This window comes from Planomonospora antibiotica, assembly GCF_014647955.1.
In the GTDB taxonomy this organism is placed as follows: domain Bacteria; phylum Actinomycetota; class Actinomycetes; order Streptosporangiales; family Streptosporangiaceae; genus Planomonospora; species Planomonospora parontospora.
This window is the reverse complement of sequence record NZ_BMQE01000046.1, coordinates 1-16,261: the sequence shown is the minus strand read 5'-3', so window position 1 is coordinate 16,261 and position 16,261 is coordinate 1. Positions and strand designations below refer to the sequence as shown.

Annotated in this window: 14 protein-coding genes; 12 read left to right on the top strand and 2 right to left on the bottom strand. The window is 70.5% G+C overall.

The window, feature by feature from the left end; all coding sequences use genetic code 11:
* Positions 1–12: 12 nt before the first annotated feature.
* The 6 genes from IEZ06_RS29115 to IEZ06_RS29090 all read left to right on the top strand — a co-directional run bounded on the left by IEZ06_RS29115 (position 13) and on the right by IEZ06_RS29090 (position 7,404).
* Positions 13–1,656 (top strand): TraG/VirB4 family ATPase, encoded by a 1,644-nt coding sequence (locus IEZ06_RS29115; protein WP_189239884.1) that lies wholly within the window; start codon positions 13–15, stop codon positions 1,654–1,656.
* On the top strand, positions 1,653–3,341 hold the full coding sequence (locus tag IEZ06_RS29110) for a type IV secretory system conjugative DNA transfer family protein (protein ID WP_189239883.1): 1,689 nt from the start codon (positions 1,653–1,655) through the stop codon (positions 3,339–3,341). The genes IEZ06_RS29115 and IEZ06_RS29110 overlap by 4 nt, the downstream gene beginning before the upstream one ends.
* The gene (locus IEZ06_RS29105) at positions 3,338–4,171 is read left to right on the top strand and encodes a hypothetical protein (protein WP_189239882.1); all 834 of its coding nucleotides are present in this window, start codon (positions 3,338–3,340) and stop codon (positions 4,169–4,171) included. The genes IEZ06_RS29110 and IEZ06_RS29105 overlap by 4 nt, the downstream gene beginning before the upstream one ends.
* Positions 4,168–5,295 (top strand): DnaB-like helicase N-terminal domain-containing protein, encoded by a 1,128-nt coding sequence (locus IEZ06_RS29100; RefSeq protein ID WP_189239881.1) that lies wholly within the window; start codon positions 4,168–4,170, stop codon positions 5,293–5,295. The genes IEZ06_RS29105 and IEZ06_RS29100 overlap by 4 nt, the downstream gene beginning before the upstream one ends.
* Before the next feature lie 25 nt (positions 5,296–5,320).
* Positions 5,321–6,451, top strand: a complete 1,131-nt coding sequence (locus IEZ06_RS29095; RefSeq protein ID WP_189239880.1) for a DnaB-like helicase N-terminal domain-containing protein — start codon at positions 5,321–5,323, stop codon at positions 6,449–6,451.
* A gap of 308 nt (positions 6,452–6,759) precedes the next feature.
* Positions 6,760–7,404, top strand: a complete 645-nt coding sequence (locus IEZ06_RS29090) for a hypothetical protein (protein WP_189239879.1) — start codon at positions 6,760–6,762, stop codon at positions 7,402–7,404.
* A 60-nt stretch (positions 7,405–7,464) separates the two neighbouring features.
* Here IEZ06_RS29090 and IEZ06_RS29085 read toward each other — a convergent pair whose 3' ends face one another.
* Positions 7,465–8,157, bottom strand: a complete 693-nt coding sequence (locus tag IEZ06_RS29085; protein WP_189239878.1) for a DUF1173 family protein — start codon at positions 8,155–8,157, stop codon at positions 7,465–7,467.
* A gap of 107 nt (positions 8,158–8,264) precedes the next feature.
* On the opposite strand from IEZ06_RS29085, the gene IEZ06_RS29080 reads away from it, so the two are divergent.
* From IEZ06_RS29080 to IEZ06_RS29065, 4 genes are all read left to right on the top strand, one after another.
* The gene (locus IEZ06_RS29080) at positions 8,265–9,506 is read left to right on the top strand and encodes an IS256 family transposase (RefSeq protein ID WP_189239877.1); all 1,242 of its coding nucleotides are present in this window, start codon (positions 8,265–8,267) and stop codon (positions 9,504–9,506) included.
* A 149-nt stretch (positions 9,507–9,655) separates the two neighbouring features.
* On the top strand, positions 9,656–10,195 hold the full coding sequence (locus tag IEZ06_RS29075; protein WP_189239876.1) for a hypothetical protein: 540 nt from the start codon (positions 9,656–9,658) through the stop codon (positions 10,193–10,195).
* Positions 10,196–10,602: 407 nt separating this feature from the next.
* On the top strand, positions 10,603–11,808 hold the full coding sequence (locus tag IEZ06_RS29070; RefSeq protein WP_189239875.1) for a recombinase family protein: 1,206 nt from the start codon (positions 10,603–10,605) through the stop codon (positions 11,806–11,808).
* The gene (locus IEZ06_RS29065) at positions 11,805–12,191 is read left to right on the top strand and encodes a hypothetical protein (RefSeq protein ID WP_189239874.1); all 387 of its coding nucleotides are present in this window, start codon (positions 11,805–11,807) and stop codon (positions 12,189–12,191) included. The genes IEZ06_RS29070 and IEZ06_RS29065 overlap by 4 nt, the downstream gene beginning before the upstream one ends.
* Positions 12,192–12,477: 286 nt before the next feature.
* On the opposite strand, the gene IEZ06_RS29060 is transcribed toward IEZ06_RS29065, so the two are convergent.
* Positions 12,478–13,005 (bottom strand): NUDIX hydrolase, encoded by a 528-nt coding sequence (locus tag IEZ06_RS29060; RefSeq protein WP_229798847.1) that lies wholly within the window; start codon positions 13,003–13,005, stop codon positions 12,478–12,480.
* Between the two features lie 318 nt (positions 13,006–13,323).
* On the opposite strand from IEZ06_RS29060, the gene IEZ06_RS29055 reads away from it, so the two are divergent.
* Together IEZ06_RS29055 and IEZ06_RS29050 are read left to right on the top strand one after the other, a co-directional pair.
* Complete coding sequence (locus tag IEZ06_RS29055) at positions 13,324–14,217, top strand: phosphotransferase (RefSeq protein WP_189239873.1); 894 nt, start codon at positions 13,324–13,326, stop codon at positions 14,215–14,217.
* A gap of 356 nt (positions 14,218–14,573) precedes the next feature.
* Entirely contained in the window at positions 14,574–16,241 is a 1,668-nt protein-coding gene (locus tag IEZ06_RS29050; protein WP_189239872.1) for a hypothetical protein, read from the top strand.
* The last annotated feature ends 20 nt before the right edge of the window (positions 16,242–16,261 follow it).

Below are 16,261 nucleotides of genomic sequence, written 5' to 3'. Positions count from 1 at the left end.
CCGGAGGATCGCATGTGGCTGAAGCGCCGTTCCCGCCCTGACGGGCCGCTGGCCAAGGTCGACGTCCAGGTCCCGCGGGTGCGCCGCACCAGGGCTGCGACCGCCGCCCGGCCCGGCCCCACCTGGGCCGCCGAAACCGTGCCCGGCGTGCTCGGCGACGGCGCGCTGCGCCCGATGTCCGGCCGCCAGCTGCGCCGCCTGCACCTGCCGCCGCACCGGGCCACCACCGACGTGCTGCAGGCCGTCTACCCGTGGATGGCCGACGCCGGGGCCGGCGCGCTCGGCCCATTGGTCGGCCACAACCTGCTCGGCGGCGGCACCTGGTGTTACGACCCGTGGGAGTACTACGACGCCGGGCTGGTCACCAACCCCAACCTGATGGTGCTCGGTGAGATCGGCTCCCGCAAATCCACGCTGGTCAAATGCATGATCGCCCGGGGGTATGAGTTCGGGCGCGACGCCTACATCACCGACGTCAAGGACGAGTACTCCGACCTGGCCGACTTCGTCGGCGCATCTCCGGTCTTCCTCGGGCCGGGTCTGCCGGCCCGGCTCAACCCGTTCGATGCCGGGCCGCTCGGCTCGAGCGATCCGGATCTGGTGGCTGAGCGGCAGTTGGCCATGCTGGTGGCGCTGGGCACCGCGGTGCTGGACCGGCCCTTGAGTCAGGCGGAGCACACCCTGTGCAAGATCGCCATGGCCGAGGTCACCGACGGCGCCCTGCACCTGCGTCCCAGCCTCGATCCCCATGGCGGTCCGGTCGCCGCCGTGGCGGCCGCCGACCGGCCCCGCGTGCCGGTCCTGGGCGACGTCATCAACGCCATGATGGACCCCGCCCAGCGCCTGGTCGACCAGCTGCCCATCACCCGCGCCGAGCTGCGCGACAAGACCGCCGACCTGATCATGGGCATGCAGCGGCTCGTCGACGGCGACCTGCGCGGCATGTTCGACGCCGAAACCAACATCGACGCCGGACCCCACTCACGGCTCATCGTCATCAACCTGTCGCGGATCCTCGCCCAGCGCCGCTCGGCGCTGCCGCTGGTGCGCATCTGCGCCACCTCCTGGCTGCAGTCGGCGCTCGGCCAGCGCGACGGGCGGCGCCGCTTCGTCGTCTCCGACGAGGCCTGGGCGGACCTGACGTTGGGCACGCTGCGCTGGTATCAGTCGATGCGCAAGCTCGCCCGCCAGAACCTGGTATCCAACGTGCTGGTCTTCCACCAGCCCGCCGACCTGCACGCCGCCGGCGACGCCGGAAGCGAACGCGAATCCCTGGCCCTGGGACTGATCGCCGACACCGGCACCGTGGTGCTGTATCAGCAAAAGAGCGGCCAGGTGCCGCTGTGCACCCGCTACTTCGGACTGAACGCCACCGAGGAGCAGATCGTCACCGACCTGCGGCCTGGTATCGGCCTGTGGAAGGTCGCCGGGCGGCGCTCCTTCCTCATCCAGCACGTGCGCTCCTCGGCCGAGGCGCGCTTCACCCACACCGACTACCAGCCGCCCGCTTCCGCGGGCCCGCCCGGGCCGGGGGAGCAGCTGACCCTGCCGGTCGGCACCGACCCGCCTGCCGAACCGGCCGCTCCCGCTTCCGGGCGGCGGACCGGTCGCCGGGCCTCGCGCGGGGCGAACGGAGCAAGCGGGGCGCGCCCATGACCACCTCCCCGGCCCCGGCGCCCTCCAGCACCGGCAACGACCCCTACTACCTGGCGTTCGCGTTCTTCGCCGCATTGGTCGGCCTGGTGCTGCTGGTGTGGCTGGCCGGGCTCGCCGCCGCGGCCGCCGCCGGCAGCACCGGCGACTTCGACGACGCCCTGGCGTTCGTGGTGTTCCTGGCGACATCGGCCGATGCGGCCGCCTCCTGGCAGCGCGCCACCGGCCAGCCGCCGCTGGAGGCCGGCGTGTTCTGGGGTCTGCTGACGCTGCTGCTGACCGTGACCGGCGCCGCCGTCTACCTGGCCGCAAGCGCCCTGCGCGAGCACCTGGCCCAGCGCGGCAACCGCGGCGCCGCCTGGGCCACGCCCAAGCACGAGCAGCGCATCACCGTGCCCGAGGATCCCGCCGAGCGGCCCGGCCGCATCGTCGCCGGGCGCAGCATGCGCACCCGCAGTCTGCTCGCCGGAGACGACTGCATCTCCGCCACCGTGTTCGGCCCCAACGGATCAGGAAAAACGCTGGGATTGATCATTCCCAACGTTTTGGAGTGGAACGGCCCGTGCGTGGTCTCCACCGCCAAAGGCCCCGACCTGAAATGGATCATCAAAGCGCGGCGCAAGCACGGGCCCGTCTGGGTGGTGGCCCCCGAAGGCCTGTCGTTCATGCGACCGGCCCGCTGGTCACCCACCACCTACGCCACCGACGAGGAAGCCGCCGACCGCATGGCCCGCTGGCTGTGCGACGCCTCGGCCATCACCGACGACCCGCGTACCCGCCCCTGGGTGCTCAAGGCCCGCTCCCTGGTCGGGCCCGTGCTGATGGCCGCCCAGCTGTCCGACGGCGGCGTCGACAAGTTCTACCGCTGGTGCCTGGACGGCCAGGATTCGCGGCGTGATGTGCGCAGCATCTTGATGGAGCACGGCTACGAGCAGATGGCCGACAACTACGAGGCCACCTGGCGGCTGCACCCCGACGGGGTGGGCTCGGTGCTGTTCACCGCCGCGGCCGTCGTCGACGCCTACGCCCGCCCGCGCATCCGCGACAGCGCCACCACCAGCGACTTCACCGCCGAACAACTCCTGCGCGAAAAGGGCACGGTGTGCATCGTGGCGCCGCCCTCCCAGGCCGACGCGCTCGCGCCGATGTTCACCGCGCTGGTCGCCTCCATCATCCACGAGGCCGAGCAGACCTATGAGCGCACCGGCCCGCTCCAGCCGCGGCTGCTGCTGGCGCTCGATGAGGCGGGCAACGTGTTCCGCTACTCCGGCCTGCCGACGCTGCTGACCACCGCGCGCGGCATGGGCATCCAGCTCATCACCGTCTGGCACGACCTGGCCCAGCTGCAGACCCGCTACGGCAACGACTCGGCCCGCACCATCTTGTCCCAGTCCAAGCTGCGGCTGCTGCTGCCCGGCATGGGCGACATGTCCACGCTGCAGTACTTCTCCCAGATGATCGGCAACGAGGTGGCTGAGCGCCCCAGCCACAGCACCGGCAACGACGGCCGGTTCGGCGTCTCCACCCAGCCGCAAAAAGACGAGCTCGCCCCCGTGCACCTGCTGCAGCAGCTGCCCGAATGGCACGCGGTCATGCAGTACGCCAACCTGCCGCCGATGCGCGTGCGCATGCGCACCTGCTTCGGCGAGCCTGCGCTCAAGGCCCTGGCCAAAGGAGAAACCCCATGAGTCAGCCCGCGTCGGCGTTCGTGCCCACCCCGCCCGCCCATCGCCTGCCCGCCGCATCCCCGGATCTCGCAGACCAGCCCGGCGGGATCCCCGAGCCGGCCGTACCGGTCGCGCCGCGGTGGATGTGGGAGGCCATGGAGCCCGACCAGCGGCGGGCGCACATGACGCAGATGGCCGCCTGGGTCGACTGGCTGCGCGAGCGCCACAGCGAACCCCCGCTCGATTTGAAAGACAAGATCCCCGCCTGCTGGTACCTGCATCCCGGCCCGCTCGACATCCTGACCACGCTGTACGCCGAGTGGATCCGCACCCACGCTCCCGCCAGCGACCTGCCGCTGATCTCGTTCTACGACGCGCTGGCCCGCCACGCCCCCGCCCTGGGCTATCCCGGCAAATGCCTGCGCGGCAGCCACGACGACCAGCGCGGCACCCTGCCCGGGATGGACTTCGCCACCTGGATCCTCACCTCGGCCTGGGCGACCGCCCCGGCACTGCCGATCACCTTCCTCATCGAACCGGAGACGCCCATGCCCACCCCGACCGCTCCGGCTGAACCGCAGCCGGACATCCTGCCCACCGCCGACATCACCGCCCTGGTCGAGGCCGGCCACGCCGAGCGTCTGGGCCGCACACCCGCGGTACGCATTGACGGCACCTGGTGGCTCGGTGACGAAAGCGCCGGCATCTACGTGCGCGTCCCCGACCCCCAGCTGACCGCCGACCTCGATCGCCGCCTGGCCAAATACACCACCGCTCAGGCCGCCGTCGCCCGCCAGCAGGCCGGCATGCCGCTGGCGAGCGTCCCGGTCGACGGCGAGGCCGCGCGATGACCCCGGACCTGTACGCCGAACGCGCCCTGCTCGCCTCCCTGCTGCGCGACCCCCGCCGGATCCGCGCGACCCTGGCCCTCACCGGCGTCAAAGCAGCCGACTTCGGCGACCCCGGTCACCAAGAGCTCATGCAGGCCATCATCGACGCCAGCCGCGATGACGGACTGGATCTGACCGTCATCGACGGCTGGAACGCCCTGCGCCGCGCCGTGGAAGACGCCGCCATCGCCACCGGTCGCAGCAGCGCTTGGGTAGGCCAGATCGCCGCCACCCCCATTACGCCCTCCCAATCCGCCGAGTACGCCGTCATGGTGCTGGAGGGTGAAACGCGGCGCGTCATCGCCCACCATGCTCAGCGCATCGCCGCCGCCATGGACAGCCACGTGCCCGCAGAGCAGGCTGATGCGCAGATCACCGCCACCCGTCAGGTCCTCACCCAGCTGGCCGAGCGTTGGAGGCTGGATCCGGAGATCCTGACTGAAGCAGCCGCCGAGGACGGAGCCGACGACGTCCTGGATGCTCGGCAGGCCCCGTCCCTGCTGCAGCGCGGCCTGGCCGCGCTGCGCGCGCCGCTGGCCTTCCTGGACGGTACCGCCCGCACCGAGGACCGGCTGCTGGCCTCCCTGGTCGCCGACCCGGGACAGGTCGCCGAAGTGCGCGACTGGCTGGATCCGCAGGACTTCACCGCGCCCGGCCGCGCCGAGATCTACACCGCCCTGGTGGTCCTGAGCGACCGCGGCCAGCCGATCGACGCGCCCACGGTGCTGTTCGAGGCCAACCGGCAGGTGGCCATCAGCGCCCGCCAGGCCGACCGGTTCATGGCCCGCTGCGCGAAAGCCGAACCCGGCCACGCCATCCCCTTGGCCCGGGATCTGGTCGCCGCCGACGCCGCCGCCTACGTCAGCGCCCAGACCCAGAAGGTCATCACCGCGGTGACCACCCGCACCGCCACTCCCTCAGCCGCTATCGGTACCGCCCTGGCCACTCTGCAGCGCCTGGAGGGGCCGCTCGCGCGCTTGGCCGACTCACGAAAAGTGACCGTCAGTGACAGCATGGCCTACGTCCCGCCCCCGCCCGATCGCGCGGCGGTGAGCGGACCACCCGAGGCCAAGGCGTCCATGTGAGCGCTCCGGCAGGGATGAGACCACCATGACCACCCTGACCGACCAGGTCGGCGCGCTGTATTCACCGACCGGGCTGGACATCCACATCGAACAAGCCCTGCTGGGCGCGCTGCTGCTGGAGCCGGAGCAGCTCGGCCAGGTGCGCTCTTGGCTGGAGGCCGCCGACTTCGCCCGCCCCGCCCACCAGGAGCTCTACACCGCACTGCTGACCCATGCCGACGCCCAGGCCGGTCCCCAAGCCGCTGGACACGCCGACCCGGCCGAACCGCTTGCGATGGCGGTCTTCGAGCGCGTGCAGCACGTGCCGGGCCTGACCGCCTCCTACCTGCACGACCTCATGCAGGCCTGCCCGGTCCCCGGCCACGCCACCAGCTACGCCCTGCTGGTCGTCGAAGCCGACACCCGGCGCGCCCTCGCCTTGCACACCGCCCGCCTGGCCGGCCTGGCCGATGCGCACCTGCGCGGCGAGAAGATCGACAGCGAAGACGCCGCCTCCCTGCTCGCCGTCACCGAGAACGTCAAAACCGTCATCACCAACCTCGCCGCCCGGCTCAACGTCCCCGACCTGGCCGCCGTCCCGCTGCCGGACGGCACCGACCTCGCCGCCCCGCTCCCCGTGGCTCCCGCTCACCTCAATCAGCAAGACCAGCTGCTGACCGCCCTGATCGCCGACCCGCGCCGCATCCCCGAAGTCCGCACGCTGCTGGACCCCGAGGACTTCACCGATCCTGGCCGCGCCCGGCTGTTCGCGCTGCTGACCACGATGGCCGACCACGGTGAGGCCATCGACCTGGTCACCGTGATGAACCAGGCCCAGCACGCCGGCCTGCTCACCCCCGACCGGCAAGCAGTCACCGAGTTCCGGCAGCGTTTTGCCGACCCCGGCGGCGCAGTCCCCTGGTACCTGGAACTGGTCCAGCAGATCCAAGAAGCCTCCGCCCTCGCCTGCGCCACCACCGCCGTCATCCGGATCACCGACACCCTCGCCCGCCCCGGCCTGGACACCCGCCAAATGCTCGCCGTGGCCGCCCGGGAACTCGCCACCCTGACCGCCCGCCAGCCGCACCACGTTCACTCCGTCGTTCAACCCGCCTATGAGCCGCCCGACGCCGGCCATCCGGCCGCCTCCACCGAGCCACCGGCCATACGCCTATGACCTTCCGCGGGCCCGCGTGGCCACCGCGCCCGCGTCAACGGCCCCGCAGAGCAAAAGAAGCCGGTCCGTCCCTGACCGGCTTCATCCCCGATGGACGTGCGCGACGCCAGGGCGGCCGCTCCTGCACAGCGTGGTCGGTCCAGCCGGGAATTTCACCGGTTGTGCCGACACACCGGGGCCGTGCGTGATGGGATCGGACCGCCCAGAAATGGCTGTGCCCCGGCTGCGTGCTTTCGCAGAGGCAAGACCGGGGCTTATGCGGCCATGGTAGCACCCGGACGACGATCGGTGGGGGAGAGGTCAACGGAGTGAAGGACGCCGAAGCCCAGCGACTGCGAGGGATCTTGTCGCAGGGACGCCTCGGCGAGTACGAGGCCCTGTGCGGCGGGCAGACCATCGCGGCGCTGCGGCTGCACTGCTGGAACACCCAGATCAGCGCAGCCTTCTATCCGAGCCTGCAGTACCTCGAGCTCGCGGTGCGCAGCGTGCTGGACCGGGAGATGCACGCCCTGTTCGGTACGGACGCCTGGTGGGATGAACCCGCCGCCAACCTGCACTTCGGCGCCCAGCAGAAGATCCGCGACCTCAAGGCCCAGCTGCGCCGCCAGGGTGTCCCCGCCACCGCCCAGCAGATCGTCAGCGAGCTGTCGTTCGGGTTCTGGGTCTCCCTGCTGGGCCCGGGCAACAACTACGACCAGCGGCTGTGGCGCACGGGACTGTATCGGGCCTTTCCCGGCTACCGGGGCGGCCGCAGAGACCTGCACCGGCAGCTGGACTACCTGCGGGTGCTGCGCAACAAGATCGCCCACCACGGCCCGATCCACCACCGGCACCTGCAGGCCGACCACGAGGCGATCCTCGTCCTGCTCGGCTACATCGATGTCGAGCTGGCCGACTGGGTGCGCCGCTACAGCCAGGTCGACGCCATCTTGACCCAACGGCCGCATCCCTGACGCCCTTCGCGCTCCAAGCGCGATCCGAACGCTTGGCCACCCCTGCAGATCGCACCCGGCCTACCGGCGAGACAGATCCGGCAGGGGCTCGGCGACCTCCCACTCGATCACATTGACGCCGGCAGTGCGGTAGTGCTCCTGCTTGACACGCTTGCGCACCTCATAGGATTCGCGGCCGCGCACCCCGTACACCTCCACATACACCCGCGGGGCGACGTCGGTCAGCACGAAGTCCGGGAACACCTCCTGGCCGCCGTAGCGCAACGGCTTGAGGTAGCAGCGGCGCGCGGCGTCCAGCGCCTCGGCCATGCGCAGCTCGTGAGAGGACTCGACGGGAACGTAGGCCGCCGTGGTGAGCATCGCGGCCATGTCCACCACCTTCAGCGCGCCCTTGGGGGTGCGCTCGACCGCGGCCAGCACCACCTGGCGGGCCCGCGTCCCGGCGGCCGCGGAAAACACCGGCCGGTAAGAGGCGCGGATGCGCTCCATCAGCTCGCTGCGCAGGTAGAGCGGCGTCCGCAGGTGACACAGCTTGATCTGCCGACCGTAGGCGGTGACGCTGATCTCCTTGATCTCGCCCAGGACCAGTCCCCGCCGCGCGGTGCCGAAGTGCGCACCCAGCCCATCACAGAAGGCGGCCAGCGCCGCGGCGTTGGCGTCGGCGTCCTGAGGCCGGTAGGGCGGCACGACATACAGCGCTGCGGCCAGGTCGCGGTCGTTGACCGTGCAGTCGGCCACCCGGGTTGCGTCCATGGAAGTGGTGTAAGAGTTTCCCCAGCACACAGGCGTGCCGCCGGACATGAAGACGGCCATCGCGTGATCCTTCGTGATTGCGACATCAAGATCGAAGGAAGAAAGCGATGGCCGTGCCCAACAGTGTGGACCCTGCCGCCTGGCTGGCGGAGCAGATTCAGACCAGCGACCCGGATCTGTTGCGCTCCATGGTGAAGACCATGGCCGAGGCGTTGATGTCGGCCGAGGCCGACAGCCTGTGCGGCGCCGCGTACGGCGAGCGCCGCGAAGACCGCGTCAACCGGCGCAACGGCTACCGCAGCCGCGGCTGGGACACCCGCGCCGGCACCGTCGAGCTCGCCATCCCCAAGCTGCGCTCGGGCACCTACTTCCCGGACTGGCTGCTGCAGCGCCGCCGCCGGGCCGAACAGGCCCTGATCAGCGTGGTGGCCACCAGCTACCTGCTGGGCGTCTCCACCCGCCGGGTCGACAAGCTCATCGAGCAACTCGGGGTGCAGCACATCTCCAAGAGCCAGGTCTCGGAGATGGCCAAGGTGCTCGACGGGCAGGTGGAAGCCTTCCGGACCCGGCCGCTGGACGGTGGCCCGTATGCGTTCGTGTGGCTGGACGCGCTGACGCAGAAGGTCCGCGAGGACGGGCGCACGGTGAACGTGCACGTGCTGGTCGCCACCGCCGTGAACGCCGACGGCCGCCGGGAGATCCTGGGGCTGGAGGTGACCTCGGCCGAGGACGGCGCGGGCTGGCTGGGCTTCCTGCGCAGTCTGGTGGCGCGGGGCCTGTCGGGGGTGCAGCTGGTGGTCTCCGATGCCCACGCCGGTCTGGTGGAGGCGGTCGGTGCGGTGCTGGCGGGTGCGGCCTGGCAGCGCTGTCGAACGCACTACCTGCGGAATTTGCTCACGAGCGTGCCCAAGTCGGCGCAGCCGTGGGTGGCGACCCTGGTGCGCACGATCTTCGACCAGCCTGCGGCTGAGGCCGTGCGCTCCCAGCATGCCTGGGTCGTCGAGGCGCTGGAGGCGAAGTATCCGGCCGCGGCGACGCATCTGGACGCGGCCCGGGAGGAGTTGCTGGCCTTCGCCGCCTTCCCGCGCGAGGTCTGGCGGCAGGTGTGGTCGAACAACCCGCAGGAGCGGTTGAACAAGGAGATCCGCCGCCGCACCGACGTGGTCGGCATCTTCCCGGACCGGGCTGCGGTCGTGCGCCTGGTGGGTGCGGTGCTGGCCGAGCAGACCGATGAGTGGACCGAGGCCCGCCGCTACATGGGGCTGGACGTGCTGGCCAAAGTCCGGCTGCGCCTGATCGCGGGCGACACACCGGGGCAGAATCCGCTGCCGCAGACACTTACCGCTTAACCTGCAGAAACAGGATCACGCGAAGGCCGGCTCATACACCACTTCGCTGGACGTGACCACCGAAGGTGTCCGCCAAAGCGGAGCAAGCTCACACCGGTTCCCGCCAGTGGAACGACTTCGCCAACCATCGCCCCGCAACGGTGCCAGCAATGACCGAGGCACTGTTGAGCGGTGACCTGGAGCATGCGCTGAATGTCTGGAGCCTGCTGGACGATCCCATCGATATCGTGCGCGTCCCCGGCCCGGCAGGACCGCTGTATCACCTGGGCAGCAACGGCGCGCACCGGCTGCATACCGCGCGGCTGCTCGGTCTGCCCGCCGTCTGGGCGGAGATCCGCCAAGATGTGCTCCCTCTGGAGGTGACCTTCGGCGACGCGACCCCCCACGGTGAACACATCGCGCCTGAGACCCTGACCATCTGCTGGCGCGGCCTGCTGGAACGCGGCCTGGCAGCAGGCCGATTCGACGACACCACCATCTTCGGCGTCCTGCATCCAGATGCGGTCATGGCCTCGTGGATGCTCGCTCCACCGGACTGCGCGATCACCTGGGCCGCGGCCTACGACCGCGCCTACCCCGGCGCGCTGAATCAGGCCGGCGTACCGGTCTCCGCGTGGCAGGACCCCCAAGCGTGGCTTTCCTGGCTGGCCACCGAGGGGCGCCCTGTCGGTGACGCCCGGGACGCCTGATCGCTGCCCGCCGCACACCCGGCCAACGACCGCAGCGGACCGGAGACGACCTATGAGGCGTCATCGACTTCCCGTTCTTCCAGCCGATGACCTTCCAGCGGCGGCCCGAACGCATCGCGCGCTGAGGGCACAACCCTTACGACCAGTGCCGTCAACTGGGAAAGAGGGCACAGGGTGCCTGCGGCGCTTGCCATGCGCGGGGCACCCATGGCACCGTAAGGCTCGTTCCGCTCGCGATCACACCCCGCATGCCGGGCATGATGCACGGACATCACCGGCGGCCGCTGCCTCGGCCGCCGATCGGCCCCGCCGTCGCGGGGATGCTCCCCACGCATGTGGGGGTGGAGCCATCATCGAACGATGGCTCTCCTCGGCGTCCCCTCGACCACGCAAGGACGGGCCCACCCATGTTCGATGCCCCGATCGACCTCAGTGACCTGCCTGGTTACCAGACCGCCGCCAGCACGCGGCCGGCCAGGACAGCGTTCATCGGCCGCTGCTCCACCAAAGACAACCAAGACCCCCGCTCCTCAATCGCCGGGCAGCTCGCCGAAGCATCCGCGCTGCTGACGCCCGATGAGGAGTTCGCCGCTTACTTCTGGGACGTGGAGTCGGGCATGCTCGGCCTGGACGAGCGCAGCCAGGGCTCCGCTGACGACTACGCACGCCTTGGCGTGCCCGTGCCCCGCGACGGCGGACTGCGCGAGTTGCTGGAATGGGTTGAGCGCGGCGAGATCGACCGGGTGGTGTGCGAACGCATCGGCCGCGTCGCCCGCGACATGCTGCCCAGCCTTCAAGTCGAACACCACCTGGCCTCGCGTGGGGTGACGCTGGAGTGCGCGAATGAACCCCGCGGCGGCATGACCACGGGGCAGTTGGGGCTGCGCCGCGCAGAACAGGTCCGGGCCGAGATCACCCGGCACGAGCTGCTGGAGATGTCCATGCGCGGCCAGCGCCAGCACGCCGCCAACGGGTACCGGCACGGCCCACCCTGCTACGGCTACATCGCCGTGGTGGACCCGGACGCGCCTCCGGCGGCCAACCGGTTCGGCGGGGGCCGGCCCAAGATGCGTCTTACGTTGCACCCGGACTCGCGTCGCGTCGAAACTGTGCAGGAGGTGTTCCGGCTCCGCCGAGTCGAACGGCTGGGGGACGGCGAGATCCTCCGAATGCTGGCCGCCGACCTTGATCGGCATCCGCTGGCAGAGGGGCAGGTGCTGTGGCGGCGGGCCCGGGTCCAGCGGATGCTCGCCCAGCCTAAATACACCGGCTATCAGGTGTTCAACCGGTGCGCAGCTCGCACCAACCGTGGCCGGAGCAACCCCATCGCCGACTGGGTGTGGTCTCGCGAGCCGGCCCACCCGGTGATCGTGCCGCTGGGGGAGTGGCGGGAGACGCAGCTGGTGACCGCGCGTCTGCGGGAGCGGAGAATCTCGGGCTGGGAGCGGGTGAACGCGGCCGCCGCCCAGCGCGGGATCCGGCTCACACCGGTGCGGGAGAGCGACACCCATCTCCTGTACGAGGTCGCGGGCCGCCGGCTCGTCCTGCCTCGTGGAGAGCTTCCGGCCGCGGTGGCCGATGAGGTCATCGCCCTCCTGGGAGCGGGCGCGTGACCGGCGACGAACGCGCCGACGAGCTCGCGACCGACGGGAGCGTCGTCGTGGTGTCGGCCGTCCGGCGGGAACGACGATGGATCACGCGAGCCGATGACCATGGCATCGTCGTGCACGGCCGTACCCTGCGCGGCCTCCAGGCCAGCGCGCAACAGGCGCTGGCCCTGCGTCTGGGCACCCATGAGGTCCCGCCCGTGCAGGTGCGCCCGCAGTCCGCCGAACTCGACGAGCTCGCCATGGCGCGCCTGCGCTACGACACGGCGCTGCGCCACGCGGTGCAGACCCTGCGCGCAGACGGGGTCTCCTGGGCCGACATCGCGCAGGCGTGCAACGTCCGTGTCGCTGACGCGCAGGCCGCGCTGGGCCAAGGCCTAGATCGCTGACGATGTCGTCCTGGCGGGGCGGTTGAACTCCGTCGTCTCCGTCGTAGCGCAGCGACAGGACGCGGTCGTGTTCGTCGAGGGTGATGACGCGGACGGCCTGGCACAGGGCCGGTGCGGGCATGGAGCCGATCGTCTCGGGCTCACTTGCCGGGCATGCGGTGATGACCGATGCGCAGCTTCGCACTCGGACACGACCAGCGGCGCGGAACCCCCCTTGGCGGTCTGGCCACCGCACACCCGCACCGGCAACCGCCTGCCCGCGGATGCGCGGGCAGGCGGTTGCCGGTCAGACCCAGGTGTAGGTGGCATCCGTGATCGGCGCCAGCCACGGGTTCCCGACAGGTGCCTGCGGGTGGGGCAGCGCCGACAGCACTCCGCCGACCAGTGGGAACAGCGGCAGCTCGGCGGTGGTGCGGTAGCCGACCCATTCGATGGCCCCAGGCTCGTGGCCGCCGCCGGGCACCTCGTCGTACTCGACGGTGGCGAGCGTGACTCGCACGCCCGGGAAGAGGTGGCACCGGAAGATCAGGTGGAGTTTTCGGGGCGGCGGGGTGGGGCCGGGCCGGGTGACCATCTGGTCCTGGATCCAGCACAGCTCGGGTTCGGTGGCCTGGCCCGCCTTCAGGCGCAGTTCCTCGGCGAGTTCGCGCCGCAGCGCGCCGAGCAGGTCCTCTCCGGTCTCGACGTTGCCGCCCGGCAGGGTGTAGTGCGGACCGGTCGATCGATCACGGCGGATCAGGGCGACATCGCCGCCGCAGAAGACCACGGCGCCGACGCGGATCTTCACCCGGGAGAAAGGAACAGGGGTACTCATGGTCGGGAGTCTTCCCCGCATCATCGGCAGCGCCCAAGGGCAGTGGATCACCCTCGGTGGCGGGCGATCACCCGAGCTGGTTCACCGAGGGGGAAGCCGCCGCCCATGAGCGGCGGCGGTGACGACACCGGAACCGAGATGAGCGGTGATAGAGCCCCGCAAGCCTCCGGGAATCTCGTCGCAGCACCGGGTACACGGTCGGAGCTCACCGAGCGGCCTTATGCCCCTCCGTAAATGGCTGGCTGCCGGCCGGCGGCTCCTGGTTGGCTGGAGCACATGAGGACCCAGCGGCGCCCTTGGATCGAGTTGCCGGATGTCGTGAGACAGGACGTCGACCACCGGCTGGGCGCCGCTGTGCAGAGCTTAGAGGAGCGCCCGGGCGGGTTCTCCTTCGGGGTTCTCGGTGTCGCCACGCTGTCCACCGGCGAGCAGGTGTTCATCAAGGCCGTCACCGACGATACGGCCAACGCGCACGACTACCGGACCGAGGCGGTCGTCGCGGCGGCGTTGCCGGACACGGTGCCCACGCCCCGGCTGCGATTCACCTGCGAGCAAGCCGGATGGCTGCTGCTCTGCTTCGACCTGGCGCCCGGCGACCTGCCGCACGAACCGTGGTGGCCCGGCGAGCTGGCTGCCGCGCTGGAAGCGCTGGCCGTGTGCGCCCGGGAGCTGACACCGTCACCGATCGGCGGCCTGCCGACGCTGGCCGGGCGGATGGCCGGACGGTGTGAGACGTGGCGGGCGCTGGAACGCCACGGTGTCTGGGGCGGGCTCACCGTCGACGGCATCGGCGCGTGGGAACGCGCTCACCTGTCCCGGCTCGCCGCGGTGGAGGCGACATGGGTCGAGCTCGCGGTCGGCGAGACGCTCCTGCACTTCGATCCCCGCTTCGACAACATCCTCATCAGCCCCGGCGGTACCGCGCAGCTGGTCGACTGGGGACGCGCCTGCACCGGCCCGGCCTGGAGCGACCTGGTCTGCCTGCTGCTGCAGTCCGATCTCGGCGACGCCGACCCCGAAGAGATCTTCGCCGCTCACCCGGCCGGCCAAGCCGCCGACCCCGGGCACGTCGACGGGTTCCTTGTCGCGCTGGCCAGTTACTGGACCCACACGGCCGCCCTTCCGGGACTGGCGCACGCCCCGCATCTGCGCGACCGCCGCGAGTACTCCCGGCGGGCGACGATCGCATGGCTCCAACGCCGCTGGGCATGACCTCACCCACCGCAATGCGCTGAGACAGCGCCGCCACCCACCTATGGCCCTCCCCGCCGCTCTTCGGCCTGCCACCCCATGGCTGTTCGAACACCGCCACCCGCTCGCTCCCGACTGCGAGGTGACCTGGCCCGGCAGCGAACGCGAGGCCTTGGCCCCGGCAGATCGCCGCGATGATCGCAGACGGCTCGCTCATCGCGGCGGACGCGGCCATTCTCCCGCACACCTGACCCCCAGCGCCTGGGCATCATGTGTCCCTTCCCGCGGGGCGCCCCAGGCCCCTCCAGAGCGCGCCTGCGAAGTCGCAGCGTTCCGATCCGGGAAGAGAACATGATGTTCTCAGCATCGCCCGGGGGGTGGGCGCCACTACCCTGCGTGGCGCCCACCTCGGCGCCATCGACATCATCACTCACCGGCACCTGCTTCTCGACTACGGTGAGCGCGTGGTCGAGCCAGAAATGATCGAGCCTGTTGTGATTGAGCCGGTGGTCAACCGGGAGAAGCTCCTGCACCTGCTGGCCTTGCAGACCGAGTACCCGACGCTGGACTACAAGGCCTCCTGTGATCTGCGCAAGCAATGCCCTGACCGCCAGCGAAACCAGGTGGAGCTGGCCAAGGATGTCGGCGCGATGTCGGTGCGCGGCGGGTTCATCGTGGGCGGCGTCGATGGGCACGGTGTGCCCACGGGGGAGATGACGCCCGCGCACGCTGCGGCCTTCGACGAAGCGCAGTTACGGCCGGTGCTGCTGCGCTGGCTGCCCGAGACGTTGGAGATCCGCACGCAGTCTCACGAGGTTCACGGGCAGCACGTCGTTGTGATCTATATCGCGCCCAACCCGGCCGGGTGCGCCTTCTTCCGCGCTGACGGCCAATACGGCCAGGGCAAGGACAGCAAGACGATCTTTCGCCAGGGGGAGGTGTTCTACCGAGAGGGCACCGAAAGCCGCCGATTGTCCCAGCAGGGCTTGGAGCAGGTCATCGCCCAGCGCGTGCAGCGCGAACGGGCCCGGTGGGAAGCCGAGCACGCGGCCGAGTTTCGCCGCCTGGCCCACGAACTGACCACCGGCGGCGCCGGCCAGCAGATTACCCGCGCACCCGCGGCGGCCTTCAACTTGACGTTGGAGGTCGATGTACTCACCGCCGCGGCGATCGAGCTGCTGCGCGCGGGTGATGACATCCCGCTGCGGCTGCTGCTCAACGACGCCCGCACCCAGGCGCGCCACCTGCTGGCCCAGGGCGATGTGGCCGCGCTGACCGGGCTGGTGGACCGGGTGACGTGCCTGGCGGCGACCTTCCTCACGCTGGAGCGCCCGCAATGGTTCGAGCGCGCCATCGCAACGCTGGCCTCGATCTATGATCTGCCGCTGGAGGCGGTGGGCATCGGGCGCAGCTACGTCCCTTCGCCGATCGCGGCCTTCTGGCTGATGGTGTGTGAACGCGTTCTCGCGCTGGGTTCCCTGGCGGTGCGCCTGAGGAACTGGCCGGCGGTAGCGGTCCTGGCCGCGCATCGCATCCCCATCAGCGACACCAGCCAGCGCACCTGGATTCACCACACCGGGGTCATGATCAATCGCGCCGAGCTGCTGAAAGACCAGACCGAAGGCGCAGTGTTCCTGCTCAGCCGCGCCCGCGCCGTGGTACGCCAGCTGACCTGCCTGCACCCCGACCTCCCGGGTGAAGACGAACGAATCCTGACGAGCCTGACCCAGTTCGACTTCCTGGCCTGCCTGGTGGGATGCCACCTGCGCGCTGGTTACTACCCGAACTTCGCCCCGTTCGAGACCTGGCGCACGCGCCCGGTGACCGAGTTGCTCCTGCACGAACCGAGCATGCGCCAGGTGATCTTCTCCGGTGACGACCGGCGTCTGGCGGCGGCATTACGCCAGATCGACGCTGAAGCTCAACAGGCGGGGTGGAAGTACGACGGCTGGGCGGGATACTCGGATCCGGTGGAGAACTTCATCACCACCCACCTGCCGATGCTGTCAACGGCCAAGTGCGTGTCGCCGCTGGTGGCCAAGTAGTGGTCCCCACGGCTCCGTAG